General features: G+C 60.9%; 22 protein-coding genes and 2 tRNA genes. 21 read left to right on the top strand and 3 right to left on the bottom strand.

The window, feature by feature from the left end:
* Window positions 1-174: 174 nt before the first annotated feature.
* The 4 genes from ACTJLB_RS20130 (at window position 175) to ACTJLB_RS20115 (ending at window position 5,563) form a co-directional block, all read left to right on the top strand.
* Window positions 175-633 carry a CBS domain-containing protein gene (locus tag ACTJLB_RS20130; RefSeq protein WP_020069514.1) on the top strand — a complete coding sequence of 153 codons (459 nt, stop codon included), beginning with the start codon at window positions 175-177 and terminating at the stop codon, window positions 631-633.
* Window positions 634-860: 227 nt separating this feature from the next.
* Window positions 861-2,834: an MFS transporter gene (locus tag ACTJLB_RS20125; RefSeq protein ID WP_440784275.1), complete on the top strand. Its 1,974-nt coding sequence runs from the start codon at window positions 861-863 to the stop codon at window positions 2,832-2,834.
* Between the two features lie 102 nt (window positions 2,835-2,936).
* Complete coding sequence (gene aroC / locus ACTJLB_RS20120; RefSeq protein WP_088173558.1) at window positions 2,937-4,037, top strand: chorismate synthase; 1,101 nt, start codon at window positions 2,937-2,939, stop codon at window positions 4,035-4,037.
* Between the two features lie 50 nt (window positions 4,038-4,087).
* Window positions 4,088-5,563 (top strand): tetratricopeptide repeat protein, encoded by a 1,476-nt coding sequence (locus ACTJLB_RS20115; RefSeq protein ID WP_440784274.1) that lies wholly within the window; start codon window positions 4,088-4,090, stop codon window positions 5,561-5,563.
* Window positions 5,564-5,670: 107 nt separating this feature from the next.
* Here the strand turns inward: ACTJLB_RS20115 and ACTJLB_RS20110 are convergent, their stop codons facing one another.
* Window positions 5,671-7,344, bottom strand: coding sequence for an electron transfer flavoprotein-ubiquinone oxidoreductase (locus ACTJLB_RS20110; protein WP_088173559.1), 1,674 nt, complete (start codon window positions 7,342-7,344; stop codon window positions 5,671-5,673).
* Between the two features lie 187 nt (window positions 7,345-7,531).
* Here ACTJLB_RS20110 and ACTJLB_RS20105 point away from each other — a divergent pair, with 187 nt between their 5' ends.
* Window positions 7,532-8,308: an SDR family oxidoreductase gene (locus tag ACTJLB_RS20105; RefSeq protein ID WP_006052429.1), complete on the top strand. Its 777-nt coding sequence runs from the start codon at window positions 7,532-7,534 to the stop codon at window positions 8,306-8,308.
* Between the two features lie 230 nt (window positions 8,309-8,538).
* A complete protein-coding gene (locus ACTJLB_RS20100) occupies window positions 8,539-8,982 on the top strand; it encodes an acyl-CoA thioesterase (RefSeq protein WP_020069519.1) in 444 nt (147 codons plus the stop codon).
* A gap of 122 nt (window positions 8,983-9,104) precedes the next feature.
* Here the strand turns inward: ACTJLB_RS20100 and ACTJLB_RS20095 are convergent, their stop codons facing one another.
* Entirely contained in the window at window positions 9,105-9,650 is a 546-nt protein-coding gene (locus tag ACTJLB_RS20095; protein WP_020069520.1) for a LuxR C-terminal-related transcriptional regulator, read from the bottom strand.
* A 240-nt stretch (window positions 9,651-9,890) separates the two neighbouring features.
* Here ACTJLB_RS20095 and ACTJLB_RS20090 point away from each other — a divergent pair, with 240 nt between their 5' ends.
* The 15 genes from ACTJLB_RS20090 (at window position 9,891) to ACTJLB_RS20020 (ending at window position 23,826) form a co-directional block, all read left to right on the top strand.
* Window positions 9,891-10,595: a CoA transferase subunit A gene (locus ACTJLB_RS20090; RefSeq protein ID WP_128591947.1), complete on the top strand. Its 705-nt coding sequence runs from the start codon at window positions 9,891-9,893 to the stop codon at window positions 10,593-10,595.
* Between the two features lie 2 nt (window positions 10,596-10,597).
* Window positions 10,598-11,239 (top strand): CoA transferase subunit B, encoded by a 642-nt coding sequence (locus tag ACTJLB_RS20085; RefSeq protein WP_020069522.1) that lies wholly within the window; start codon window positions 10,598-10,600, stop codon window positions 11,237-11,239.
* A 277-nt stretch (window positions 11,240-11,516) separates the two neighbouring features.
* Window positions 11,517-12,428 (top strand): alpha/beta fold hydrolase, encoded by a 912-nt coding sequence (locus tag ACTJLB_RS20080; protein ID WP_087754170.1) that lies wholly within the window; start codon window positions 11,517-11,519, stop codon window positions 12,426-12,428.
* 80 nt (window positions 12,429-12,508) lie between these two features.
* Window positions 12,509-12,862, top strand: a complete 354-nt coding sequence (locus ACTJLB_RS20075; RefSeq protein ID WP_020069524.1) for a RidA family protein — start codon at window positions 12,509-12,511, stop codon at window positions 12,860-12,862.
* Between the two features lie 69 nt (window positions 12,863-12,931).
* A complete protein-coding gene (locus ACTJLB_RS20070) occupies window positions 12,932-15,175 on the top strand; it encodes a RelA/SpoT family protein (protein ID WP_087754169.1) in 2,244 nt (747 codons plus the stop codon).
* 138 nt (window positions 15,176-15,313) lie between these two features.
* Window positions 15,314-15,390 (top strand) — tRNA-Val (locus ACTJLB_RS20065).
* A 251-nt stretch (window positions 15,391-15,641) separates the two neighbouring features.
* A complete protein-coding gene (gene thrS, locus ACTJLB_RS20060; RefSeq protein ID WP_408162506.1) occupies window positions 15,642-17,549 on the top strand; it encodes a threonine--tRNA ligase in 1,908 nt (635 codons plus the stop codon).
* A gap of 49 nt (window positions 17,550-17,598) precedes the next feature.
* A complete protein-coding gene (infC, locus tag ACTJLB_RS20055; RefSeq protein ID WP_074263967.1) occupies window positions 17,599-18,123 on the top strand; it encodes a translation initiation factor IF-3 in 525 nt (174 codons plus the stop codon).
* A gap of 246 nt (window positions 18,124-18,369) precedes the next feature.
* Window positions 18,370-18,567 carry a 50S ribosomal protein L35 gene (gene rpmI / locus ACTJLB_RS20050; protein ID WP_006052501.1) on the top strand — a complete coding sequence of 66 codons (198 nt, stop codon included), beginning with the start codon at window positions 18,370-18,372 and terminating at the stop codon, window positions 18,565-18,567.
* 29 nt (window positions 18,568-18,596) lie between these two features.
* Window positions 18,597-18,956: a 50S ribosomal protein L20 gene (gene rplT / locus ACTJLB_RS20045; protein ID WP_006052502.1), complete on the top strand. Its 360-nt coding sequence runs from the start codon at window positions 18,597-18,599 to the stop codon at window positions 18,954-18,956.
* Window positions 18,957-19,114: 158 nt separating this feature from the next.
* Window positions 19,115-20,128 carry a phenylalanine--tRNA ligase subunit alpha gene (gene pheS / locus ACTJLB_RS20040; RefSeq protein WP_020069527.1) on the top strand — a complete coding sequence of 338 codons (1,014 nt, stop codon included), beginning with the start codon at window positions 19,115-19,117 and terminating at the stop codon, window positions 20,126-20,128.
* A gap of 184 nt (window positions 20,129-20,312) precedes the next feature.
* The gene (gene pheT / locus ACTJLB_RS20035; protein ID WP_440784273.1) at window positions 20,313-22,748 is read left to right on the top strand and encodes a phenylalanine--tRNA ligase subunit beta; all 2,436 of its coding nucleotides are present in this window, start codon (window positions 20,313-20,315) and stop codon (window positions 22,746-22,748) included.
* A gap of 69 nt (window positions 22,749-22,817) precedes the next feature.
* On the top strand, window positions 22,818-23,228 hold the full coding sequence (locus ACTJLB_RS20030; RefSeq protein ID WP_012433735.1) for an integration host factor subunit alpha: 411 nt from the start codon (window positions 22,818-22,820) through the stop codon (window positions 23,226-23,228).
* Between the two features lie 46 nt (window positions 23,229-23,274).
* Window positions 23,275-23,688 (top strand): MerR family transcriptional regulator, encoded by a 414-nt coding sequence (locus tag ACTJLB_RS20025; RefSeq protein ID WP_027804876.1) that lies wholly within the window; start codon window positions 23,275-23,277, stop codon window positions 23,686-23,688.
* 61 nt (window positions 23,689-23,749) lie between these two features.
* A tRNA-Pro gene (locus tag ACTJLB_RS20020) sits at window positions 23,750-23,826 on the top strand.
* 189 nt (window positions 23,827-24,015) lie between these two features.
* Here the strand turns inward: ACTJLB_RS20020 and ACTJLB_RS20015 are convergent.
* Window positions 24,016-24,924 (bottom strand): LysR family transcriptional regulator, encoded by a 909-nt coding sequence (locus ACTJLB_RS20015; RefSeq protein ID WP_440784272.1) that lies wholly within the window; start codon window positions 24,922-24,924, stop codon window positions 24,016-24,018.
* Window positions 24,925-25,012: the final 88 nt, after the last annotated feature.

Raw genomic sequence — 25,012 nt, 5'->3', positions numbered from 1 at the left:
AACTGCTTCAAGCGCGGTTTTCCCGATGCGTCTGCGCGCCGCAAGGCCTTTGCAGGGCGGCGTAAGCCCGCCGTGCCTTGATGGGCGGGCCGCTTTCCTTTTATGGGCCTTTCCGCTAGGATCGAAAGTCATTGATGCATCACCATGCCTAGCGGGTATTTCGGGAGACAGATCATGCGAGTCAGCGACATTCTTAAAGTCAAAGGCAACACCCTTTTCACGGTCACGCCAGACGCCACGCTGCACGACGCAGTCAACACCATGGCCGAGCACGACATCGGCTCGCTCGTCGTCATGGAGTACGGCGACCTGGTCGGCATGCTGACATTCCGCGAGATTATTCTTACGCTGAGCGAGAACGGCGGGAGCGTGGGCACGTCCACAATCCGTAAGGTCATGGACGATCATCCGCTCACCTGCACGCCTGAAACGGACGTCAACGAAGTGCGCCGCATGATGCTCGAACATCACGTGCGCTACCTGCCGGTCATGGAGAGCCGCACGCTGATGGGCGTTATTTCTTTCTACGACGTCGCGAAGGCGGTGGTCGAGGAACAGGGCTTCGAAAATCGCATGCTGAAGGCATACATCCGCGACTGGCCGGAAGAGCAGGGGCAGCAGCCGGCGCGCTAATACGCAGCAACCCGCTCGCGGGGCCGCCGGTATTGCCGCGTGGGTGGCCGGACAGGGCGCCGCGGTGCTTGGGAGGGCCAGCGGTGCGGAACGTCCGTAAAGGCGTAACATCCAGGAAAGGCGTGCGCGAGAGCGCGCGCTTTTTTTGTGCGCGCCGTCATGGTTCTTCATGTGGCCTTTAGCCGCTTCTCCTGGCGCCTGCTACTGAATCTGTTTCAACGAACTTCATGAGTCAAAGCCCGCTGCCCCCAACGCCTCCCACGCCGCCCGCGTCTGCGCCGGCCGCCGTCCACCGTGCCGCGCGCCAGCATGGCCAGCACGAATCGCAGTTCAAGCTGCTGGGCGAGCGCCGCTTTGCGCCGTTTTTCTGGACGCAGTTCCTCGGCGCGATGAACGACAACGTCTTCAAGATAGGTTTCACGTCGCTCGTCACGTTTCAGGCGGCGCGGTTCTCAGGCGTCGATCCGAAGACCGCCGCGTTCATGATCTCGGCGATCTTCATCTTGCCTTTCGTGTTGCTGTCGGCCACGTCCGGACAGATCGCCGACAAGTACGACAAGGCGATGCTCACGCGTTTCGTGAAGAGCTTCGAGATCGTCGTCATGTTGGTCGGCGGCGCGGGCTTCCTGCTGCATAGCGCGCCGCTGCTATATCTGTGCACGTTCATGATGGGCGTCCATTCGACTCTGTTCGGGCCGGTCAAGTATTCATATCTGCCGCAACATTTGTCGAGCGAGGAACTGGTCGGCGGCAACGGCATGGTCGAGATGGGCACCTTCGTCGCGATCCTGGTCGGCACGATTGTCGGCGGCGCGGGCGCGGGTTTCGTCGAACACGGCGCGCTGGTTCTGGCTTGTGCCTGCGTCGCCATTGCGCTCGCGGGGCGCGTCGTATCGAGCTTCGTGCCGGTAACCGCGGCGCCGCAGCCGGATTTGCGGATCAACTGGAATCCGGTCAGCGAGACCTGGCGCAATCTCAAGCTCGCGCGCGAAAACCGCACGGTGTTTCTGAGCCTGCTCGGCATATCGTGGCTGTGGTTCGTGGGCGCGACGTTTCTGTCGTCGTTTTTCAGCTTTGCAAAAGATGTGCTGTCGGCCAACCCGGACGTCGTGACGGTGCTGCTCGGCACCTTCTCCGTTGGTATCGGCCTTGGCTCGCTGCTGTGCGAGAAGCTATCCAAGCGGCGTATCGAGATCGGCCTCGTGCCGCTCGGCTCGATCGGCATGAGCGTGTTCGCCATCGACCTGTTTTTCGCGAGCCACGCGCTGCCGGCCGCCGGTCACCTGCTGAGTGTAAGCGAGTTCCTCGCGCACGCCGCGCATTGGCGCGTGCTCGCCGATCTGTTTCTACTTGCCATGTTCGGCGGTTTCTACAGCGTGCCGCTTTATGCACTGATCCAGAGCCGCAGCCAGCCGAGCCACCGGGCGCGCATCATCGCCGCGAACAATATTCTCAATTCGCTGTTCATGATCGTCTCCGCGTTGATGGCGGTCGGCCTCACCTCGGCGGACTTCAGCATTCCGGCCATTTTTCTCGTGACCGCGCTGCTCAATATCGTGGTGGCGACCTACATCTATTCGCTCGTGCCCGAGTTCCTGTTGCGATTCATCGCATGGTTGCTCGTGCACACGTTCTACCGGATTCGCCTCGTGCACGCGGAGCGGATTCCGGAAGAGGGCGCGGCCGTGCTCGTGTGCAATCACGTGAGCTTCGTTGATGCGGTCGTGATCATGGCCGAAAGTCCACGGCCGATCCGCTTCGTAATGGACTATCAGGTCTTCAAAAACCCGTTCGCAGGCTGGGTCTTCCGTCATGCGAAGGCAATTCCCATAGCGCCCGCGCATCAGGACCCGCAGGTGCTGGCGCGCGCGTACGAGCGTTGCGCACAGGCGCTTGCCGACGGCGAACTGGTGTGCATTTTTCCCGAAGGCAAACTCACCCGGACGGGCGACATGAACGAGTTCCGTCGCGGTGTCATGGAAATCATCGCGCGCACGCCCGCGCCGGTCGTTCCAATGGCGTTGCGTGGCCTGTGGGGCAGCGTGTTTTCCCGCTCCGACGACGCACACTGGCCACGCCCCGTGCAAAAGGGCGTGATGAGTCGGCTGACTCTGGCAGTAGGCGAGCCTATCGAGCCGGCGCTGGCCACACCCGAGTTGCTTCAGAGAATCGTCACGGACTTGCGCGGCGCGCGGAAGTAGGCGCGGTCTTGTCCGGAAGTCATAAGCCGGCGCGCGGCGTCGTCCCGGGCGGCAAGGGGCTGGCATAATAGCGTCTTCCCCGCATTCCTTTGGACGACGCCCATGTCCGGCAACACGCTCGGTACGCTTTTTACTGTCACGACCTTCGGCGAATCGCACGGCCCGGCTATCGGCTGTGTGATCGACGGTTGCCCGCCGGGCATGGCGCTGACCGAAGCCGACATCCAGCTCGAACTCGACCGCCGCAAGCCGGGCACGTCGCGCCACGTCACGCAGCGTCAGGAAGAGGACAAGGTCGAGATTCTGTCGGGCGTGTTCGAGGGAACCACCACGGGTGCACCCATCGCGCTGCTGATTCGCAATACCGACCAGCGCAGTAAAGACTACGGCAACATCGTGGACACGTTTCGTCCCGGCCACGCCGACTACACGTATTGGCAAAAGTACGGTATTCGCGACTATCGCGGCGGTGGCCGTTCGTCGGCGCGTTTAACAGCGCCTACGGTCGCGGCCGGTGCCGTTGCGAAGAAATGGTTGCGCGAAAAATTCGGCACTGAAATTCGTGGCTACATGGCCGCGCTTGGCGAGATCGACGTGCCGTTTGTCGACTGGGCGCATGTGCGCGAGAATCCGTTCTTCGTGCCGAACGCGGACATCGTGCCGCAGCTCGAAGCGTATATGGACGCGCTGCGCAAAGAGGGCGACTCGATTGGCGCCCGTATCAATGTGGTGGCCTCTGGTGTGCCCGTCGGTCTCGGCGAGCCGTTGTTCGACCGCCTGGACGCGGACATCGCTCACGCCATGATGGGTATCAACGCGGTGAAGGGCGTTGAGATCGGCGCAGGGTTCGCGAGCGTCGCGCAGCGCGGCTCCGTGCATGGCGATGAACTCACTCCCGAAGGCTTTGTCGGGAATAACGCGGGCGGTGTGCTTGGCGGTATTTCCACCGGCCAGGACATTACCGTGTCGATTGCCATCAAGCCGACGTCGAGCATTCGTACTCCGCGCCGCTCGATCGACAAAGCGGGGCAACCGGCAATGGTCGAGACGTTCGGGCGGCATGACCCGTGTGTCGGCATTCGCGCCACGCCTATCGCCGAATCCATGCTTGCGCTGGTGCTGATCGACCATGCGTTGCGCCATCGCGCGCAATGTGGCGACGTTTCGGTGAGTACGCCGAAGATCGCAGCAAGCGCGCCGTAAAGGGCGCGGTTCGCGCGTTTCAATCGCATTGCGCGAACTGCGCTTTTCGCATGAATCATCTCTCCAGCCAGCCGGCGGACAACATTCTCCCGGCGTTGCGGGCACGCGCCGCGGCGCCGCACGCGGTCGCGCACGACTGTCTCGCGTTCGGCCAGACGCTGCTGCAACACGCGGGCGGCGACAAAGCGCTGCAACGCGAAGCCCTCGGGGCGCTCGTACGCGCGTATCAGGCCGACCCAGTCTGTGAGCCGACGCTCCTCCACACTATTGCGCAGACGGCCTTCGTCGTGCGCGATTGGGCGCTTGTCGAATCTGCCACGGCACTGCTGCTCTCACAAAACCCCGCCGATGCCAACGCATTGATCTGGCGGTCCGCCGCCGTCCAACATCGTAACGACTTCGCGACTGCCGAGAATTTGCTGCGCGAAGCGGTGCGGCTCGTGCCGGGCAATCCGATCGCGCTTCATAAGCTGGCGTTGTGCATCAAGGAGCAGGGGCGTTTTGCGGAAGCCGAAGCGCTCCTTCGTGAAGTGCTCGCGTTGTCTGCGGATAACGCACATGCGTTGTTCGATTTGTCCGAACTCCAGATCCGCAGCGGGCGTTTCGCCGAGGGCTGGGCGCTCTACGAGTCGCGCCTTGCATTCGCCAGCGATCTGAACAACGCGCAGCAAGCGCTCGCCGCGATCAGCGCACCGTGGCAAGGAGAGTCGCTGGCGGGCAAGACGCTCGTCGTGTACGGCGAGCAAGGCAACGGCGACTGTCTGTGGGCGGTGCGCTTTCTGCCGCTGCTCGCCGAGCGTGCGCGGCGTGAGGGCGGTCATGTGATCTTCGGTCACGACGGGCCGTTGCGGCATCTATTCGAACGGACGCTGCCTGCCGACCTGCGCCTTGAAACAAGCCTCGAAACGCAGCCTGATTTTCATTGCGGGTTGATGAGCTTGCCCTTGCGTCTAGGCATTGTCGAGGCGACCGGTTGGGGCGCGCCTTATCTGAGCGCGGACCCGCAACGTCTGCAACCGTGGCAGCAGTGGGTGCATGCCTGTGTCGACGGCAAGCCCGGTAATCGCAAAGTGGGACTCGTGTGGAATGGAAATCCGGACCATATCCGCGATGCGCGGCGCTCGGTGCCGATCGAGCAACTGGAGCCATTGTTGAACGTGGCCGGTGTCACCTACTTCGCGCTGTCGCCAGGACGTGGCGAGACGGTCGCGCAATGGCGTGCAATGGGCTTCGACGTCGTCGATCCTACTCAGTACTTTGAAGCCGGCTTCGACGACGTCGCCGCGCTGCTGGCGAATCTCGATCTGGTGGTGACGATCGACAGTGGACCTGCCCACCTGGCCGGCGCGCTCGGCGTACCGACGTGCTTGATGATCGATCACGTATCGGCGTGGTTCTGGCGAGTGGGGGCGCCGGTTACGCCCTGGTACGATTCGATCGAACTGTTCCGGCAACCGGCGGTGGGCGCCTGGGCGCCGGTGATGGCACAAGTGTGTGCGCGTATCGAAGGAATGGTGCGCGGCTAAGCGGTGGCCTTGGCGGGTTGCCCTGGTGGGTGGCCTTGGGGTGGCCTTCGCGGCTTGCCTTCGCAACGCAGAGGTCGTCTGCCTATGTTGCGAAGGCGAAGCGCCGCTCACATGTTCGGGTAGTTCGGCCCGCCGCCGCCTTCAGGTGTCACCCACACGATGTTCTGCGTCGGGTCCTTGATATCGCAGGTCTTGCAGTGCACGCAGTTCTGCGCGTTGATTACCAGCCGCTCGCTGCCGTCGTCGTTCTTCACGAATTCATACACGGCCGCCGGGCAGTAACGCGACTCCGGACCCGCATATGTCTGCCAGTTTACGTTCACCGGCACCGTGGGGTCTTTGAGCGTCAAGTGAGGCGGCTGGTTCTCTTCGTGATTCGTGTTCGATATGAACACCGAAGACAAACGGTCGAAGGTCAGCTTGCCGTCCGGCTTCGGGTAGGTGATCGGCGTGCATTGCGACGCGGGCTTGAGCATCTCATGATCGGAATGCTGATGGTGCAGCGTCCACGGCACATTCCCGCCGAGCAGCTTCTGCTCTATGCCGACCATCAACGTGCCGAGGTACAGGCCCTTGCTCATCCACTGCTTGAAGTTGCGGGCCCTGTAGAGCTCCGTGTGCAGCCACGAAGTCTTGAACGACTCGGGATAAGCCGTGAGCTCGTCGCTCGTGCGGCCTGCCTGCACGGCTTCAAATGCGGCATCGGCGGCGAGCATGCCAGTCTTGATCGCGGCATGCGAACCCTTGATCCGCGATGCGTTCAGGAAGCCCGCGTCGTCGCCGACCAGTGCGCCGCCGGGGAACACGAGCTTCGGCAGCGACATCAGGCCGCCCGCAGTGATTGCCCGCGCGCCATACGACACGCGCTTGCCGCCTTCCAGAAAATGACGGATTGCCGGATGCGTCTTGTAGCGCTGGAATTCCTCGAACGGCGACAGATACGGATTCGTATAACCGAGCCCGACCACGAAGCCCACCACCACCTGGTTGTTGTCCATGTGATAGAGGAACGAGCCGCCGTACGTGTCCGTCTGCAAGGGCCAGCCGGCCGTGTGCATGACGAGCCCCGGCTTGTGTTTCGACGGATCGATCTCCCACAATTCCTTGATGCCGATGCCGTAGACCTGCGGATCGACGCCGTCGCGCAACCTGAACTTCTCGTTTAGCTGACGCCCGAGATGCCCGCGCGCGCCTTCGCAGAAAAGGGTGTATTTCGCGTGCAGTTCCATGCCGAGCTGAAAGTTTTCAGTCGGCTGGCCGTCCTTGCCGATGCCCAGATTGCCCGTGGCGACACCTTTCACCGAACCGTCGTCGTTGTAGAGCACCTCCGCAGCCGGAAAGCCGGGGAAAATCTCCACGCCGAGCGCTTCGGCCTGCTGGCCCAGCCAACGCGTCACGTTGGCGAGGCTGATCACGTAGTTGCCGTGGTTCTTGAAGTTATCGGGCAGCGCCCAGTTCGGCACGCTCTTCGCGCCGGTTTCCGAAAGGAACAGGAATCGGTCTTCGGTGACTTCGACGTCCAGCGGCGCGCCTTTTTCCTTCCAGTCGGGAATCAGTTCATTCAACGCGCGCGGGTCCATGACGGCGCCCGAGAGGATGTGCGCCCCGATCTCCGAGCCTTTTTCCAGCACGCAGACGCCAAGCTCGACGCCCTTGTCGGCCGCCAGCTGCTTCAGGCGGATCGCCGCGGACAAGCCAGCCGGGCCGCCGCCGACGATCACGACGTCGTATTCCATCGACTCGCGCGGGCCGTACTGCTCAATGAGACTTGCGGGGGTCATTGATGCTCCTCTTACCGTTAGAATGCTTTTTTCGGGATCGTATTGTGGGCGATGGTCTCTTGCACCGCAACCCGATCAGCAGAGATTAGCACGAGCGTTCTATTTATATGCTACGGTATTGACCCGAGCATGGGTCGGACCGCGACCGACAACCGTATTCGTAACAACAACCGAACAAGGAACGACAATGGGCCGTTCGATCAATCTGGAAGGCAAAGTCGCGCTCATCACGGGCGCCTCGAGCGGGTTGGGAAAGCGCTTTGCTCAAGTGTTGTCGCAGGCGGGCGCCAAGGTCGTGCTAGCGAGCCGGCGAACCGAGCGCCTGAAGGAACTGCGCGCCGAAATCGAGGCGTCAGGCGGCGCGGCGCACGTCGTTTCGCTGGATGTGACCGATTATCAGAGCATCAAGTCGGCGGTCGCCCATGCGGAGACCGAGGCGGGCACCATCGACATTCTGGTGAACAACTCGGGCGTGTCGACCACGCAGAAGCTGTCGGAGGTTACGCCGGCCGACTTCGAATATGTGTTCGACACCAACACTCGCGGCGCGTTCTTCGTCGCGCAGGAAGTGGCCAAGCGCATGATCATGCGCGGCAACAACGCGCAGAAACCTTCGTACCGGATCATCAACATTGCGTCGATGGCCGGCTTGCGCGTATTGCCTCAAATCGGCCTTTATTCGATGAGCAAGGCAGCCGTCGTCCACATGACGAAAGCCATGGCGCTCGAATGGGGCAAGCATGGCATCAATGTGAACGCGATCTGCCCGGGCTATATCGACACGGAGATCAATCATCATCACTGGTCGACCGAGCAGGGGCAAAAGCTCGTGTCCATGCTGCCGCGCCATCGCGTCGGCAAGCCTGAGGACCTGGACGGATTGCTGCTGTTGCTGGCGGCGGACGAATCGCAGTTCATCAACGGCTCGGTCATCGCCGCCGACGACGGCTTCGGTCTGGCCTGATCGCCGGCTTATGAGTTGACGCGCGATCACCGGGATCCGGGGAGGTGCGACTGGCACTCGTCCCGGCGCGCCAGGCGATTAACGCAGTTTCGAAGAAGCTCTTTTACGCGCGCGGGCCTTCTGCCGACGAAACGTCTGCGCTATGGTGCAGGCATTGGCCTGAATGGCCACGGTTTTACCCGACTCGATCCTTGAGCAATCTTTTGAGAAGTAAGAAGAGCAGAAGCACGATGAGCGATTTTCACGCAGTTTTCGAGATGTCGATGCCGATCCGCTGGGGCGACATGGACGCATTCGGCCATGTGAACAACACGGTCTATTTCCGCTACATGGAGCAGGTGCGTATCTCCTGGTTCGAGCAACTCGGCCTCGCCGGCAGCAATGCGGATGGGCAGGGGCCGGTGATCGTGAACGCGTCGATGGAGTTTCTCAAGCAACTGCATTATCCCGGCGACGTGATCGGCCGCATGACCGTCGCGACGCCCGGCCGCAGCAGTTTCGACACGGGCTTCGAACTCGTGCGTGCAGACGATCCCAGCACCGTCTATGCACGCGGCGCCGCCCGCTGCGTATGGATCGACTACGCGGCCGGCAAGTCGGTGCCGGTTCCTGATTTGTTGCGCGAGACCATCGAGCGCGCCGCGCTCGTGAAAGCGGCTGAGCCGGCCGCATAAGTTCGCCGTTTATTTCTGCATGACCGCGCAGCGCGGGGCCTCAACTCTAAGGCCTCGCTTCATCGTTCCACTTCTTGCCTCGACTTCGCACAAAGCGGTGTCGCGCCCCCCGGCTGCGGCCGTCAATGCCCGAGCAGACGCTGCAACAGTTCGGTAGCGTTGCCCGTATCGTATTTGCGCATCAAGCGGGCGCGATAAACGTCGACGGTGCGCGGGCTGATTTCCAACGCCCGTCCAATCTGTTTGCTGGTTTTGCCGGTCACCAGTTGGGCGGCGATTTCCCGCTCGCGCGGCGTCAATTCGACCGCCACGCGCCGCGTCGCACTTAGATCCTCGAAAGTCCAGACGCCCGCCGCGTGCGGGTCGGTGCGCCGCTGCGCGCGGCCCGTCACATGGCACCAGAACAGTTCGCCGTTGGCGCGCTTCATGATGCGGTCGTCGGCATAGCTGCCTTGAGCGGTCATGATGGGCGGGATCCGTGCGCCGATCCGCTCGAATTCGTCCGCCGACGGATACAGAATCTGGAACGACTGCCCGAGCAGCGCCTCGCGCGGACAGCCGAAGATGGACGCCAGTTCGTCATTGCAGTCTTCGATAATGCGCTCACGCGACAGCACGAGCCCGATCGGCGCGAGATGAAAAGCGGTTTGGTAATCCAGTGCGGGCATGGGCTGGCGGCAAGTACTTATGTATTTTTGCGTATTGTGCCGTATGGCGCACGCAGCGTACTCTTTCGGGCACATGAGAACGCGGTGAGGCGTCCGTGGCGGCGTTTGCGCGAAGCGTGACACAGGCTTCGCGCACGGCACCCGCCGGATGACTAGAATGACGTGTCGGGCCGCGCCTGAGCGCGTCACACGAGCCGCAAGAAAACGGTTTCAGGTTTCCATAAAGGAAGGGACATACTGATGAACAAAGTCTATCCAGGCGCCGCTGAGGCGCTGAAAGACATCGTCAAGGACGGTCAGACGTTCGCCGTCGGCGGCTTCGGGTTGTGCGGCATTCCCGAAGCGCTGATCGCTGCGCTGCGCGACACCAAGGTGCAAAACATTACCTGCATCAGCAACAACGCGGGTGTCGACGGATTTGGCCTCGGTCTGCTGCTCGAAACGCGCCAGATCAAGAAGATGATCTCGTCGTATGTCGGGGAAAACAAGGAGTTCGAGCGCCAGTATCTGGCCGGCGAACTCGAACTCGAATTCACGCCGCAGGGCACGCTTGCCGAGAAACTGCGCGCGGGCGGCTCGGGCATCCCGGCGTTCTTCACGAATACCGGCTACGGCACGCTGATCGCCGAGGGCAAGGAAACCCGCCAGTTCGGCGAGAACCACTACGTGCTCGAACATTCGCTGACGGCGGATATCGCGCTCGTGAAGGCATGGAAAGCCGACAAGTCGGGCAACCTGATCTATCGCCGCACGGCCCGCAACTTCAATCCGATGTGCGCGATGGCCGGCAAGATCACCGTCGCGGAAGTCGAGGAAATCGTCGAGGTGGGCGAGCTCGATCCGGACGCGATTCATACGCCTGGCATCTTCGTTCAGCGCATCGTGCTCAATGCGCATCCGGAAAAACGCATCGAACAACGCGTCGTCCGCGCGAAAGGAGACTGATCATGGCATGGACTCGTGACGAAATGGCCGCGCGCGCGGCGAAGGAATTGCAGGACGGTTTTTATGTGAACCTCGGCATCGGCTTGCCGACGCTGGTGGCGAACCACGTGCCGCCGGGTGTCGAAGTGTGGCTGCAGTCGGAAAACGGCCTGCTCGGCATTGGCCCGTCGCCGACCGAAGACGAAGTGGACGCCGACCTCATCAACGCGGGCAAGCAAACGGTGACCACGTTGCCGGGCTCGTCGATTTTTTCGTCGGCGGATTCGTTCGCGATGATTCGCGGCGGCCACATCAACTTGGCCATTCTGGGCGCCATGCAGATCAGCAAGAAGGGCGACCTCGCGAACTGGATGATCCCCGGCAAGATGATCAAGGGCATGGGCGGCGCAATGGATCTGGTGGCCGGCGTCAAGCGCGTGGTCGTGCTGATGGAGCACGTCGCGAAGGGCGATCAGCACAAGATTCTCGAAGAATGCACGCTGCCGTTGACGGGCGTGGGCGTGGTGGATCAGATCATCACCGACCTCGGCGTGATCGAAGTCACCGACGACGGCCTGAAGGTGACAGAACTGGCGCCCGGCGTGAGCGTCGACGAGATCAAGGCGAAGACGGGCGCGCCGCTCGATGTGAGCGCGGTGAGCTGATCACGGTTGTCGGGTTTGATGCCGGGCTGACGCATGTGCGTTGGCCCAGGCGGCGGGAATGGTGGGCGGGGCGGGCGAGGCGGAAGTCTCGCCCGCTTTTCTTTTTGCGGCTCGCGGTTTTGCCGCTCCCGTCCTATGCCTTCTGGCCGATCCTTGTCACGCGGCAAAGCGGTTTACAATCGTTCGAAGCAATCACTTGACGATTCGTCGCCTGTTTCTTCGCGCCGCGTTACGGTGCACACGGGCCACATGCACAGCGCTTTTGCAAGGACCACAGATGACCGCAACGACAGCTTTCGCCGGCGAGCGGCTCGCGCCGCGCCAACGTTATGTGCAGTGCGCGAGCGCCGCGGGCTTGCATCGCATTGCCTACACCGAGTGGGGCCATCCGGACAATCCGCGGGTGCTGCTGTGCGTGCATGGCCTGACGCGCTCGGGGCGCGACTTCGACCGGTTAGCGGCGCAGTTCGCCGATACCTACCGTGTGGTCTGTCCTGATGTGGCGGGCCGGGGCTTGTCTTCGTGGCTCGCCAACCCAAACTTATACAGCGTGCCGCAATATGTCGCCGACATGGTGACGCTCATTGCGCGGCTGAATGTGGAAACGGTCGACTGGTTCGGCACGTCAATGGGCGGCCTGATCGGGCTCGGCCTCGCGGGACTCGCGGACACGCCTATCCGTAAGCTGTTGCTAAACGACGTCGGTCCGCATCTGGAGCCGGAGGCCGTCAAGCGTATCGGCGATTATCTCGGCAAGCCCGTGCGCTTCGACTCGCTGCGGCAAGGCATCGATCACGCGGCGTTCCTCGCGCGCAGCTTCGGTCCGCTCACGGCGGAAGAATGGCGCGAGATCAATACGCCGCTGATTCGCGAAGAGAACGGCACATGGCTGTTCCGCTACGATCCGCGCATTGCGCAGCCCTTTGCCGCGACGACGGAAGAAACCGCGAAACTAGGCGAGGCCGCGCTATGGCATTCGCTTGCGTCGTTCCAAGGGCCGGTGCTGGTGGTGAGAGGCGAGCTTTCCGATCTGCTGTCGCGTGAAACAGTCGCCAGGATGGTCGAGACGGGGCATGCGGTGTCGAGCGTCGAGATCAGCGGTGTGGGGCACGCGCCGGCGTTTCTTTCGGCGGATCAGATCGACATTGCGAAGCGGTTCTTTATCGGCAATGGCGGCGACGCGTCATAATATGCAGTTGCGCGTGGCGCTCTAACGCGTCATGCATAGCGCATCCAGTCAATCTTCTTCTATCTACTTCAGGATTCTTCATGGCAGTCATTCGTCACCATGTCGGCAAGCGTCTTTCTGAAATTGCCGTGCACAACGGCACGATCTACCTTGCCGGCCAGATCGCCGAAGACGCGGACCAGGACATCACGGGGCAAACGCGCGAAGTGCTCGGCCATATCGACCGCCTGCTAGCCGAGGCAAACAGCGATAAATCGCATTTGCTGTCCGTGCAGATCTATATCTCGGACATGGAGCATTTCGCCGGCATGAACGCGGTGTGGGACGAGTGGGTGGCGCAAGGCGCGACGCCGCCGCGCGCGACCGTCGAGGCGAAGCTCGCCAACCCGAAGTGCCTGGTTGAGATCGTCGTGGTCGCGGCGCAGCGGAGCTGAGCGAAGCAAAACCAGGCAGTTGCAGTTGAAATTCCGTTGATTTGCCAGGGCCCGGTGGGCCGCCGCACCATGAATACCGAAACCGCTACGAGCACGCCGAATCCTCTTCCGTCTTTCGACGAAGCAATGGCGTTCGTGCGTCGTCATGCGGGCGAGGTGCGGCTGTCGTCGGGCGAGTCTCTCGCGGATCATGCGGCGGGCACCGCGTCGATCATGCGCACGCTCAACGTCGATCCGCCGGCCGTGCTGGCGGCGGCGTTGTTTGCATTGACGCCGCATTTGCAAGACCCCGAGCGCGTGATCGCCGACAACTTCGGCGAGGAAGTCGCGCAACTCGTCGGCGACGTGCGCAAGTTGCTGCGCCTCGGCACAGTGAGCTTGCGCGCTGCACAGAACGCCATGCCCGAAGCGGGGCGTGATGCGCAGGCCGCGCGGCGCGCGCAGGTCGAGGCGCTGCGCAAGATGCTGCTCGCGTTCGCGCAAGATATTCGCGTGGTGCTGATACGGCTCGCGTCGCGGCTGCAGTCGCTGCGTTATTACGCGGCGGCGAAGCTCACGCCGTCGCCGGATGTGGCGCGCGAAACGCTCGATATTTATGCGCCACTCGCGAACCGCCTCGGCATCTGGCAATTGAAGTGGGAACTCGAAGACCTTGCGTTCCGCTTCGAAGAGCCGGTGACTTATAAGCGCATCGCGAAGTTGCTGGACGAGAAACGCGTTGAACGCGAAAGCTATGTTGCGCAGGCCATTGAACGGCTGCAGCAGGAACTTGCCGCCGCGAACATTCGCGCGGAAGTAAGCGGCAGGCCAAAGCATATCTATAGCATCTGGCGCAAGATGCGCGGCAAGGAACTCGACTTCGCCGAACTGTACGACGTGCGCGCGTTTCGCGTAATCGTGCCGGACATCAAGGATTGCTACACGGTGCTCGGCATCGTGCACAACCTGTGGCAACCGGTGCCGAGAGAGTTCGACGATTACATCTCGCGGCCGAAGCCGAATGGCTATAAGTCGCTGCATACGGTCGTGATCGGCGACGACGGCCGCGCGTTCGAAGTGCAGATCCGCACGCACGACATGCATCAGTTCGCCGAATACGGCGTGGCCGCGCATTGGCGCTACAAGGAAGCCGGCACGCGTGGGTACGGCGGCCAGTTTGCCGCCAATGAGAAGTACGACGAGAAGATCGCATGGTTGCGTCAATTGCTCGCGTGGAAAGACGACGTGTCCGAAGGCGAGCACGGCGAGAAGCGCGCGGCGCAGCCGTGGGAGCAATTGCGCCAGGCCACGCTCGACGACGACCACATCTACGTGCTCACGCCGCAGGCGCGCGTGATCGCGTTGCCGCATGGTGCGACGCCGGTGGATTTCGCGTATCACCTGCATAGCGAGTTGGGGCATCGGTGTCGCGGGGCGCGCGTCGACGGGGCGATGGTGCCGCTGAACACCCAGTTGCAGAACGGCCAGACGGTGGAAATTGTCGCGGTAAAAGAAGGTGGGCCGTCGCGCGACTGGCTCAATCCACAGCTCGGTTATCTGCATAGTCCGCGTGCGCGCCAGAAAGTGCGCGCCTGGTTTAATGCCGTCGAGTTACAGGAGCACATTGCGAGCGGCCGCGCAATGGTCGAAAAGACCCTGCAGCGCGAGGGCAAGACCTCGGTGAACCTGGATCAGCTCGCGGCCAAGCTCGGCTTCAAGACTACCGACGATCTGTTCTCGGTCGTCGGCAAGGAAGAGTTCAGTCTGCGGCTCGTCGAGCAGGCGCTGCACGATGCGCCGCCGCCGGAACCGGTGGTCGAAGTACCCGAGCAATTCGAAAAGCGCAGTAGTGGCGCGAGCGTGGCGCGCGGCGCGTCGACGGGCGTGCTGGTGGTCGGCGTCGACGCATTGCTCACGCAACTTGCTCGATGCTGCCGTCCGGCGCCGCCTGACGACATCTGCGGATTCGTGACGCGCGGCAAGGGCATGTCGATTCACCGCAGCGACTGCCCGACGTTTTTGCGCATGGCCGAACGCGCGCCGGAGCGTGTGTTGCAAACGGCGTGGTCAGCGGACGTAATGAGCGGTCGCGGGCAATCGGTGTATCCGGTCGACCTCTCGATCGAGGCGACGGACCGCCAGGGTTTGCTGCGCGATATCTCCGAAGTGTTCGCGCGAGAAAAAATGAATGTGATCGGTGTGAAGACGCAAACCCGCCGCAATGCGGCGTTCATGCAATTCACCGTCGAGGTGTCGAGTGCCGCGCAAATTCAACGCGCTTGCACGCTGCTCGGCGAAGTGACAGGTGTCGTGCGGGCGTCGCGCAAAGGCTGACGCAGTGACGCGATGTTGAGTCGAGGTGCTCACTTGCTCATGCGCAAGCGAGTGAATGATGTGGGTAAGCGCAATTTAAAGTCGATGCATAAAAGTACTTGCCAAGCAGTGTGGGGCTCCATATAATCTCGTTTCTTCAGGCTCGTAGCTCAGCTGGTTAGAGCACCACCTTGACATGGTGGGGGTCGTTGGTTCGAGTCCAATCGAGCCTACCAACGAAAGAGAAATTCCGGTTCTGCCGGGGTTTCGCAAACTGCAGTAAGCGCCTGTGGCGCAAAAGGCGAATACGGTTATGACACCGCGAACGTTGACCGAAACCACTTCGGAGCGACGCTAGTCGAGGACCACTTTCGCCAGTGTAGTTTGCAGGAAATGTGAATGCGGCCCCTCGAAAGCGGGGCCGCATTTTTTTTGGCTTGTTTGATTGATGTATATGCCGCCGCCGGTCGGCACCACGGAGAACGCAATGGTTTCGATACGTCTGCCTGACGGTTCTGTTCGACAGTACGAGCATCCGGTGACCGTCGCCGAAGTGGCCGCGTCGATCGGCCCTGGCCTCGCCAAGGCCGCGCTCGGCGGCAAGATCGACGGTGAACTGGTCGATACGTCCGCGCTGATCGACCACGACGCGGCGCTTGCCATCGTCACCGAAAAAGACGCAGACGGTCTGGATATCATTCGTCACTCTGCGGCGCACCTGCTTGCGTACGCAGTGAAGGATCTCTATCCGGAGGCGCAAGTCACGATCGGTCCGGTCATCGACAACGGCTTCTATTACGACTTCGCGTATAGCCGCCCCTTCACGCCGGAAGATCTCGAGAAGATCGAAAAGCGCATGCAGGAACTCGCGAAGAAAGACGAGCCTGTTTCGCGCCGCGTCGTGTCGCGCGACGAAGCGGTGGACTACTTCAAGAGCATCGGCGAAAAGTACAAGGCTGAGATCATCGAATCGATCCCGGCTACGGACGAAATCAAGCTGTACTCGCACGGCGGCTTCACCGACTTGTGCCGCGGTCCGCACGTGCCGTCCACCGGCAAGCTGAAGGTCTTCAAGCTGATGAAGGTGGCCGGCGCCTACTGGCGTGGCGATTCGAAGAACGAGCAATTGCAGCGTATCTACGGCACGGCCTGGACGAAGAAGGAAGATCAGGACGCGTATCTGCACATGCTCGAAGAGGCGGAGAAGCGCGATCACCGTAAGCTCGGCAAGCAACTCGACCTGTTTCACATGCAGGACGAGTCGCCGGGCATGGTGTTCTGGCATCCGCGCGGCTGGACGCTGTGGCAGCAGGTCGAGCAGTACATGCGCCGCCGTGTGAACGACGCGGGCTACCTCGAGATCAAGACGCCGATGATCATGGACCGGTCGTTGTGGGAAGCGTCGGGTCACTGGCAGAACTATCGTGAAAACATGTTCACGACCGAATCGGAAAAGCGCGATTACGCGATCAAGCCGATGAACTGCCCGGGTCACGTGCAGGTGTTCAATCACGGTCTGCGCTCGTACCGCGATCTGCCGCTGCGTTACGCGGAATTCGGCTCGTGCCACCGCAATGAATCGTCGGGCGCGCTGCATGGATTGATGCGCGTGCGTGGTTTTGTGCAGGACGACGCGCACATTTTCTGTACTGAAGGCCAGTTCATCAGCGAGTCGATTGCCTTCAACACGCTGGCCATGAGCGTGTACAAGGACTTCGGCTTTGATAACGTCGAAATCAAGCTTTCGTTGCGCCCCGACGCCCGTGCCGGCACCGACGAGACCTGGGACCGCGCGGAGCAGGGCTTGCGCGAAGCATTGACGGCTTGCGGCGTGACGTGGGAAGAACTGCCGGGCGAAGGGGCGTTCTACGGTCCCAAAGTGGAATATCACATCAAGGACGCTCTCGGCCGCTCGTGGCAGTGCGGCACCTTGCAGCTCGATATGGTGTTGCCGGAGCGGCTGGGCGCGGAGTACGTCGCGGAAGACAACAGCCGTCGCCGTCCGATCATGCTGCACCGGGCAATCGTCGGATCAATGGAGCGTTTTCTCGGTATTCTGATCGAGCACCATGCTGGTGCAATGCCCGCGTGGCTCGCCCCGATGCAGGTAGTGGTGATGAATATCGCCGAAAGTCAGGCGGAATACGCCCAGTCTCTGGCCCAATCGTTGCAAAAACAAGGGGTTAGAGTAGAGGCCGATTTGCGCAACGAGAAGATTAGCTATAAAATACGTGAGCACACGCTTGAGAAGGTGCCGTACCTGCTTGTGGTCGGCGACAAGGAGCGTGAAGCCCAAACGGTAGCCGTGCGTGCCCGTGGTGGTGTCGACCTAGGCGTGATGCCTGTCGATTCTTTCATTGAACGTCTGCGCCAGAACGTGCAGTCGTTCAACTGAGCCACTTGGCAGCGCGGCTCGTTTTTTTAATTTTTAGAGGAAACGTAACATCGCTACTGATAAGTCTGCGCACCGCATCAACGGTGAAATTACGGCACCCGAGGTGCGTCTGGTCGGAGTCGAGAACGAACCGCTCGGCATCGTGAAACTTGCTGATGCGTTCCGCATGTCGGAACAGCAAGACGTAGATCTGGTGGAAATCGCGCCGCAAGCGGTTCCGCCGGTCTGCCGATTGATGGACTACGGCAAGTTCAAGTACTCGGAAGCGAAGAAGCAGCACGAGGCCAAGCTCAAGCAGAAGATCGTTCAGGTCAAGGAAGTCAAATTCCGTCCGGGCACTGACGACGGTGACTACAACGTCAAACTGCGCAACCTCATTCGCTTTCTCGACGACGGCGACAAGACGAAAATCACGTTGCGTTTCCGTGGCCGCGAAATGGCTCACCAGGAAATCGGTATGCGCATGCTGGAACGCCTGCGCACGGACCTCGACGAAGTCGGTCAGGTCGAGCAAATGCCGAAAATGGAAGGGCGCCAGATGATCATGGTGCTCGCTCCGAAGAAAAAGAAGTAAGCGGTCAGAGCGGCGACGCGCCATGTGGCGCGTGTTCTGGTTGTGAAAAGTCGAACGATGCCGCACCGGGTGTCCGGTGCGGCATCAGCAAGTTTCGAGACGGCGCTTATGCAAATGCGCGCTGTCTCCGAAAAGCGGCTGCCGGCAGTATTGGCGGTCTGCATACCAAGTGGAATGGGTTTCGAAGGGCGGGTAATGGCCATCTGGCCGACCGCACACCCATATCCATCTAATAATGGAGTTGTCATGCCGAAGATGAAGACCAAGAAGAGTGCTGCGAAGCGCTTCGTGGTGCGTCCGGGCGGTACCGTCAAGCGCGGTCAAGCCTTCAAGCGCCACATTCTTACCAAGAAGACCACCAAGAACAAACGCCATCTGCGCGGTTCGACGGCAGTTCATGATTCCGATCTGAACTCCGTGCGCGCAATGCTGCCGTTCGCTTAACCCTTAACCGAAACTCATAGGAGCGAAACATGCCTCGAGTAAAACGTGGGGTTACCGCACGGGCCCGTCACAAGAAGATCATCAAGCTGGCCAAGGGTTACCGCGGCCGTCGCAATAACGTCTATCGCATCGCCAAGCAGGCGGTCATGCGCGCAGGCCAGTACGCCTATCGCGATCGCCGCAACAAGAAGCGTGTGTTCCGTGCATTGTGGATCACGCGTATCAACGCGGCGGTGCGTCAGCACGACATGACGTACAGCGTGTTCATCAACGGCCTGAAGAAGGCTTCGATCGAACTCGACCGCAAGGTGCTGGCCGACATGGCTGTGTTCGACAAGGCTGCTTTTGCTGCGATCGTTCAGCAGGTGAAAGCCGCCGTTGCAGCCTGATTGCGCTTCTGGCAATTAACACTGCGTGGTTCGTTGCAGCGAATATCCGGTAGTCTCGGTGACGCTGCAACAAAAACGGGGCTCCTCACCGAGCCCCGTTTTTGTTGGTAGAACCAGTTTTGCATCGATTGAACACTGACGTTGAAATGATGGGATCAATGGACCTGGACCAGATTGTCGCGGACGCGCAAAAAGCCTTCGCAGAAGCCTCCGACGTCACCACCCTCGAAAACGAGAAAGCACGCTTTCTCGGCAAGTCGGGCGTGCTGACTGAACTGTTGAAGGGCCTTGGCAAACTCGATCCCGAAACGCGCAAGACCGAAGGCGCACGGATCAACCTCGTCAAGCAACAGGTTGAAGCCGCGCTGACGGCTCGGCGCCAGGCGCTGGCCGACGCGTTGCTGAATCAGCGCCTCGCCGCCGAAGCCATCGATGTCACCCTGCCTGGCCGCGGCGCCAATACGGGCAGCCTTCACCCGGTCATGCGGACCTGGGAGCGCGTCGAACAGATTTTCGGCAGCATCGGATTCGACGTGGCCGATGGCCCCGAAATCGAAACCGATTGGTACAACTTCACCTCGTTGAACAGCCCGGAAAATCATCCGGCGCGCTCAATGCAGGACACTTTTTACGTCGACGGCAAAGATGCCGACGGCCGCCAACTGCTGCTGCGCACGCATACGAGCCCGATGCAGGTGCGTTACGCGCGTACCAACAAGCCGCCCATCAAGGTGATCGTGCCCGGTCGCACCTACCGTGTGGACAGCGACGCGACTCACTCGCCGATGTTCAATCAGGTCGAAGGCCTGTGGATCGACGAGAACATCAGCTTTGCCGATTTGAAGGGCGTCTATACGGACTTCCTCAAGAAATTCTTCGAACGCGACGATATTCTGGTGCGTTTCCGTCCGTCGTATTTCCCGTTCACCGAACCGTCGGCCGAGATCGACATGCTGTTCGAAACGGGCAAGAACGCGGGCAAGTGGCTCGAGATTTCAGGCTCAGGCCAGGTGCATCCCACCGTGATCCGCAACATGGGCCTCGACCCGGAGCGCTACATCGGCTTCGCGTTCGGCAGCGGCCTCGAACGGCTCACCATGTTGCGCTACGGCGTGCAAGACCTGCGTCTGTTCTTCGAAAACGACCTGCGTTTCCTGCGTCAATTCGCTTGAACGAACGCATTGCACGACAAGCATAGAGCGCGGTACTGCACCGAGTGCATGCCGCCACAGCGTCCCGGCAGTGACAGGCAGTGACTAGCTGTAACTCATGGCAACTGGCGATTGCGCCGCACGCCGAGTTGCGCGATGTATCTGCCTCACGCGGACCTAACCTGATCAGAACGTACAGAGAACCATGCAATTCCCGGAATCCTGGCTGAGAACCTTTGTCGATCCGCAACTGACGACGGACGAGCTGTCGCACGCATTGACGATGGCGGGTCTCGAAGTTGAAGACCTGCGACCGGCTGCGCCGCCGACCTCGAAGATCGTGGTCGGTCAGGTGCTGGAAGTCGTCAAGCACCCGGATGCGGACAAGCTGAACGTCTGCCAGGTTAACGCCGGCACAGGCGCCACGCTCAATATCGTCTGCGGTGCGCCAAACGTAGCGCCAGGCATCAAGGTGCCGGTTGCGCTGGTTGGCGCGCAACTGCCGCCGGCCGAAGAGGGCGGCGCGCCGTTCGAGATCAAACTCTCGAAGCTGCGTGGCGTGCAAAGTCAGGGCATGCTGTGCTCGGCGCGCGAACTGAAGCTCTCGGAAGATCATAGCGGCCTCCTGATCCTGCCGGAAGATACGCCGATTGGCCAGGACATCCGCGAAACGCTCAATCTCGACGACACCATTTTCGAGATCAAGCTGACGCCGAACAAGGCAGATTGCTTGTCGGTGTTCGGCGTGGCGCGCGAGACCTCCGCGATCACCGGTGCACCGTTGCGTCCGCTCGAGATCAAGCCGGTCCAGGTCAAGCTCGACGAGACGCTGCCCGTCAAGATCTCGGCGCCCGATCTTTGCGGCCGTTTCTCGGGCCGTGTCATCCGCGGTGTGAATGCGCGTGCGAAGTCGCCGCAATGGATGGTCGAACGTCTTGAGCGTTCAGGTCAGCGCAGCATCTCCGCGCTCGTGGATATTTCCAATTACGTGATGCTCGAGCTGGGCCGTCCGTCGCACGTGTTCGATCTGGACAAGATCCACGGCGGTATGGACGTGCGTTGGGGCCGCAAGGGCGAAACGCTCAAGCTGCTGAACGGCAACACCGTCGAAGTTGACGAAACGGTTGGCGTGATCGCCGACGAGCAACACATTGAAAGTCTCGCGGGCATCATGGGCGGCGACAGCACGGCCGTCACGCTCGACACGACCAACATCTACCTTGAAGCCGCATTCTGGTGGCCCGATAGCATCCGTGGCCGCTCGCGCAGGTACAACTTCTCGACCGATGCGGGCCATCGCTTCGAGCGTGGCGTCGATTACGCGACCACGGTCGAGCACATCGAGCGGATCACGCAACTGATCCTCGACATTTGCGGCGGCGAAGCGGGTCCCGTGGACGACCAGGTCGTCAATGTGCCGCAGCGCGAGCCCGTGAAGATGCGCGTGTCCGGCGCGAACCGCATCATCGGCATCGCGATTGGCGCCGAGGAAATCGCGCAGATCTTCACGCGTCTTGGCCTTACGTTCGAACACGACGGCGACACGTTCTCGGTCATGCCTCCGTCGTACCGTTTCGATATCGAGATCGAAGAAGACCTGATCGAAGAAGTCGCGCGTATCTACGGCTTCGAGAAGATAGTGGCGCGACCGCCGGTCGCTAAGAGCGAAATGCGCGCGACCAACGAAACGCGCCGCTCGATCCACACAATCCGGCACGCGCTTGCCGCTCGCGATTACGCTGAAACGGTCAACTTCAGTTTCGTGGATGCCGAATGGGAGCAGGACTTCGCCGGCAATGACAAGCCCGTGCGTCTGCTGAATCCGATTGCGAGCCAGTTGTCGGTCATGCGGACCACGCTGTTTGGCAGCCTGATTCACGTGCTGCGCACGAACCTGAACCGCCGTGCTGCCGACCGCGTACGCGTGTTCGAAGCTGGCCGCGTGTTCCTGCACGATCCGTCGATCAAGGCCGGAGAGCTCACGGTCGAAGGTTTCGCCCAGCCGAAGATGATCGGCGGGCTCGCGTACGGTCCCGCGCTGGAGGAGCAGTGGGGCGCGCCGTCGCGTACCGTCGACTACTTCGACGTGAAGGCCGACGTCGAGGCGTTGCTCTCGCCGGCAGTCGCGCGTTTCGTGAAAGCGGAGCATCCCGCGCTGCATCCGGGGCGCAGCGCGTGCATTGAACTGAATGGCCGCGCGATTGGCTGGATCGGCGAACTGCATCCGCGCTGGATGCAAAAATATGATTTACCGAATGCGCCGATTCTGTTTGAAGTCGAAGCGGACGCATTAATGCAACGCGTATTGCCCACACCGTCGGAAGTGTCTAAATTCCCGCCGGTGCGTCGCGATATCGCGGTAGTTGTCGATCAGAAAATCGAGGCGCAGGCGCTGCTGGACGAGCTCCAGAAGGCTCAGTCCGAGCCCGCCTGCAAGACCGTCCAGAAGGTTGTGCTTTTTGATGAATTCCGTCCAAAATCAAACACTTCCGGTGGCTTGGGGGCTCACGAGAAAAGCCTTGCGTTCCGTGTTACCTTGCAAGATACTGGCGGGACCCTTCAGGACGAAACGGTCGATCTGGCCATTCAGACTCTGGTGGAACGTCTGGCTCGAGTATATGGCGCACGGTTGCGCGGATAACCCGCATTTAACAATTGCGCGGCTGTTTCCGCATCCTTTGTTTTCTGCATGGCGCGCCATTTGATAGATATGAATGAAATGAACTCGAGTGATTTCGAAGCCCTTCTTACGGCGCAACGCAGCGCCATGATTCGAGAAATTCCGACATCACCCGCCGTCGTTTCAACTGAAACGCCGACGCTCACCAAAGCGGAACTTGCCGAGTTGCTGTTCGACAATGTCGGGCTCAACAAGCGGGAAGCGAAAGACATGGTTGAGGCGTTTTTCGAGGTGATCCGGGATGCGCTGGAGAGCGGCGACAGCGTGAAGCTGTCGGGCTTCGGCAACTTCCAGTTGCGCGACAAACCGCAGCGTCCCGGCAGAAACCCCAAAACCGGCGAGGCAATTCCCATTGCCGCGCGCCGCGTTGTGACGTTCCATGCAAGTCAAAAGCTGAAGGCTCTGGTCGAGAACGGCGCCGAAGCGAGCTTCACGCGCTGATCGACTGGCGCGTTCCTGCGCAACCCACCACGACGGCTAACTGACGATGACAGCGACGATGGAAAAAGTCGTCTTGCCTCCGATTCCGGCGAAACGCTACTTCACGATTGGTGAGGTCAGCGAACTATGCGGCGTCAAACCGCATGTGTTGCGCTATTGGGAGCAGGAGTTTACGCAGTTGCGGCCTGTCAAGCGACGCGGCAATCGCCGGTACTATCAGCATCACGAGGTGCTGTTGATCCGGCGGATTCGTGAGTTGCTGTACGAGCAGGGCTTCACGATCAACGGTGCACGCAACCGGCTGGATTCACATGGCGGCGGTGCGCACAATGCGCCGGCTGAAATGGGCGAGCAGGTCGAGGGCTTCGTTCCGCCGGAGGCACCAGCAACCGCGAACGCCGTCGACGTCGAGCAGTTGCGCAAAGAACTGCTGAACGTGATCGATCTGCTGAATCGCTAGTCGCTTTATTGGTGCGAACGGTTCTATTCGAATGAAGTGTCTGTTATAATTTTGTGCTGTTCGGGGCGTAGCGCAGCCTGGTAGCGTACCTGCATGGGGTGCAGGTGGTCGGAGGTTCAAATCCTCTCGCCCCGACCAAGAAATCAAGGCCTTATGGATATATGTCCATAAGGCCTTTTTCGTTTTGGGCCCATCTTAACCACACGTTTGCTCCACAGTACGGACTGCTCTAGCGGCAACAGAACAGGTTCTTATACATCACAGAACACGCCGCAAGAAACAGCGGCACTGCCCACACCTCCGCCCAAAACCACGCCGACCCAACACTCACTCGCGGCTCGGATGCTGATGCACGAAAGCGAGCAGCGTCTTGCGAAAGTGGGAAGCCGCCGGGCTGTGCGAATCATCTCGCGTAACGAGATGCAATGGTGCGCGAAAAGCATGGTCGCCCGCCACGCGGCAGTAGCGCACGCTTTCCTGGTGGTAGCGATGCATCGACGCAGGAACGAGCGAGATGCCGCCGCCTGCTGCCACGAGGTTGATGGCCGTTACCATGCGCGGCACTTCCTCGACCACGTGCGGCTCGAAACCCTTTGACTGACAGGCGCTAATAAAATCCGCGTACATACCGGGGGCGCCAGGCCGACGCACGAAAATAAACGACTCGTTGGCAAGCTTCTGAAGCGCTATGGCGCGGCTGCTTATAAGCCGATGTCCGACGGGCAGCACCAGCAACATCCGTTCTTCGGCCAGCAGTTCGAACCGCAGACCTGCGGGCGTGTGAACCGGCTTGCGCAGAATCGCCGCATCCGCACGGTCCTCTACCATCATTTCGATGATGTCCGCCGCGTTGACCTCCGTCATTTCGATGGCGACCTCAGGGTACAGCTCACGGAAATTGCGGATGGCCGTGGGCGTCAGAGGATGAAACGCAGCCGAACTCGTAAGCGCAACGCGCACGGTGCCGATGTGCCCTTGCGCAACGCGGCGCGCCTGAACGACCGCGTTGTCCAGTTCGAGCAGCACGGAGCGGGCGCGTGCTGCGAACGTTTCACCTGCCGCCGTCAACGAAACGCCGCGCGGCTGTCGCACGAAAAGCGCGAAGCTCAGTTCCTGTTCGAGTTCCTGAATCTGCTGCGATAACGGAGGCTGCTGAATGTGCAGCCGGGCGGCGGCGCGGGTGAACTGGCCTTCTTCGGCGACCGCGAGGAAGTAGCGCAAATGTCTCAGTTCCATGGTTGGCCTGCTATACGTGTTGGATATGGCAACCGCGCCTCATATGTATTTTACATTGGTGACTTCCGCACGTACTCTCTATTTGCAG

It is taken from the genome of Paraburkholderia sp. 22098, assembly GCF_052045935.1.
GTDB classification, from domain to species: domain Bacteria; phylum Pseudomonadota; class Gammaproteobacteria; order Burkholderiales; family Burkholderiaceae; genus Paraburkholderia; species Paraburkholderia caledonica.
Note: the sequence above shows the minus strand (reverse complement) of the source record. Positions and strands in the feature narration are given on the sequence as shown.

Excerpts from the sequence above, each read along its gene's own strand:
- ACTJLB_RS20130 (WP_020069514.1), top strand. The coding sequence starts at position 175 with ATGCGAGTCAGCGACATTCTTAAAGTCAAAGGCAACACCCTTTTCACG.
- ACTJLB_RS20125 (WP_440784275.1), top strand. The coding sequence starts at position 861 with ATGAGTCAAAGCCCGCTGCCCCCAACGCCTCCCACGCCGCCCGCGTCT.
- aroC (WP_088173558.1), top strand. The coding sequence starts at position 2,937 with ATGTCCGGCAACACGCTCGGTACGCTTTTTACTGTCACGACCTTCGGC.
- ACTJLB_RS20115 (WP_440784274.1), top strand. The coding sequence starts at position 4,088 with ATGAATCATCTCTCCAGCCAGCCGGCGGACAACATTCTCCCGGCGTTG.
- ACTJLB_RS20110 (WP_088173559.1), bottom strand. The coding sequence starts at position 7,344 with ATGACCCCCGCAAGTCTCATTGAGCAGTACGGCCCGCGCGAGTCGATG.
- ACTJLB_RS20105 (WP_006052429.1), top strand. The coding sequence starts at position 7,532 with ATGGGCCGTTCGATCAATCTGGAAGGCAAAGTCGCGCTCATCACGGGC.
- ACTJLB_RS20100 (WP_020069519.1), top strand. The coding sequence starts at position 8,539 with ATGAGCGATTTTCACGCAGTTTTCGAGATGTCGATGCCGATCCGCTGG.
- ACTJLB_RS20095 (WP_020069520.1), bottom strand. The coding sequence starts at position 9,650 with ATGCCCGCACTGGATTACCAAACCGCTTTTCATCTCGCGCCGATCGGG.
- ACTJLB_RS20090 (WP_128591947.1), top strand. The coding sequence starts at position 9,891 with ATGAACAAAGTCTATCCAGGCGCCGCTGAGGCGCTGAAAGACATCGTC.
- ACTJLB_RS20085 (WP_020069522.1), top strand. The coding sequence starts at position 10,598 with ATGGCATGGACTCGTGACGAAATGGCCGCGCGCGCGGCGAAGGAATTG.
- ACTJLB_RS20080 (WP_087754170.1), top strand. The coding sequence starts at position 11,517 with ATGACCGCAACGACAGCTTTCGCCGGCGAGCGGCTCGCGCCGCGCCAA.
- ACTJLB_RS20075 (WP_020069524.1), top strand. The coding sequence starts at position 12,509 with ATGGCAGTCATTCGTCACCATGTCGGCAAGCGTCTTTCTGAAATTGCC.
- ACTJLB_RS20070 (WP_087754169.1), top strand. The coding sequence starts at position 12,932 with ATGAATACCGAAACCGCTACGAGCACGCCGAATCCTCTTCCGTCTTTC.
- thrS (WP_408162506.1), top strand. The coding sequence starts at position 15,642 with ATGGTTTCGATACGTCTGCCTGACGGTTCTGTTCGACAGTACGAGCAT.
- rpmI (WP_006052501.1), top strand. The coding sequence starts at position 18,370 with ATGCCGAAGATGAAGACCAAGAAGAGTGCTGCGAAGCGCTTCGTGGTG.
- rplT (WP_006052502.1), top strand. The coding sequence starts at position 18,597 with ATGCCTCGAGTAAAACGTGGGGTTACCGCACGGGCCCGTCACAAGAAG.
- pheS (WP_020069527.1), top strand. The coding sequence starts at position 19,115 with ATGGACCTGGACCAGATTGTCGCGGACGCGCAAAAAGCCTTCGCAGAA.
- pheT (WP_440784273.1), top strand. The coding sequence starts at position 20,313 with ATGCAATTCCCGGAATCCTGGCTGAGAACCTTTGTCGATCCGCAACTG.
- ACTJLB_RS20030 (WP_012433735.1), top strand. The coding sequence starts at position 22,818 with ATGAATGAAATGAACTCGAGTGATTTCGAAGCCCTTCTTACGGCGCAA.
- ACTJLB_RS20025 (WP_027804876.1), top strand. The coding sequence starts at position 23,275 with ATGACAGCGACGATGGAAAAAGTCGTCTTGCCTCCGATTCCGGCGAAA.
- ACTJLB_RS20015 (WP_440784272.1), bottom strand. The coding sequence starts at position 24,924 with ATGGAACTGAGACATTTGCGCTACTTCCTCGCGGTCGCCGAAGAAGGC.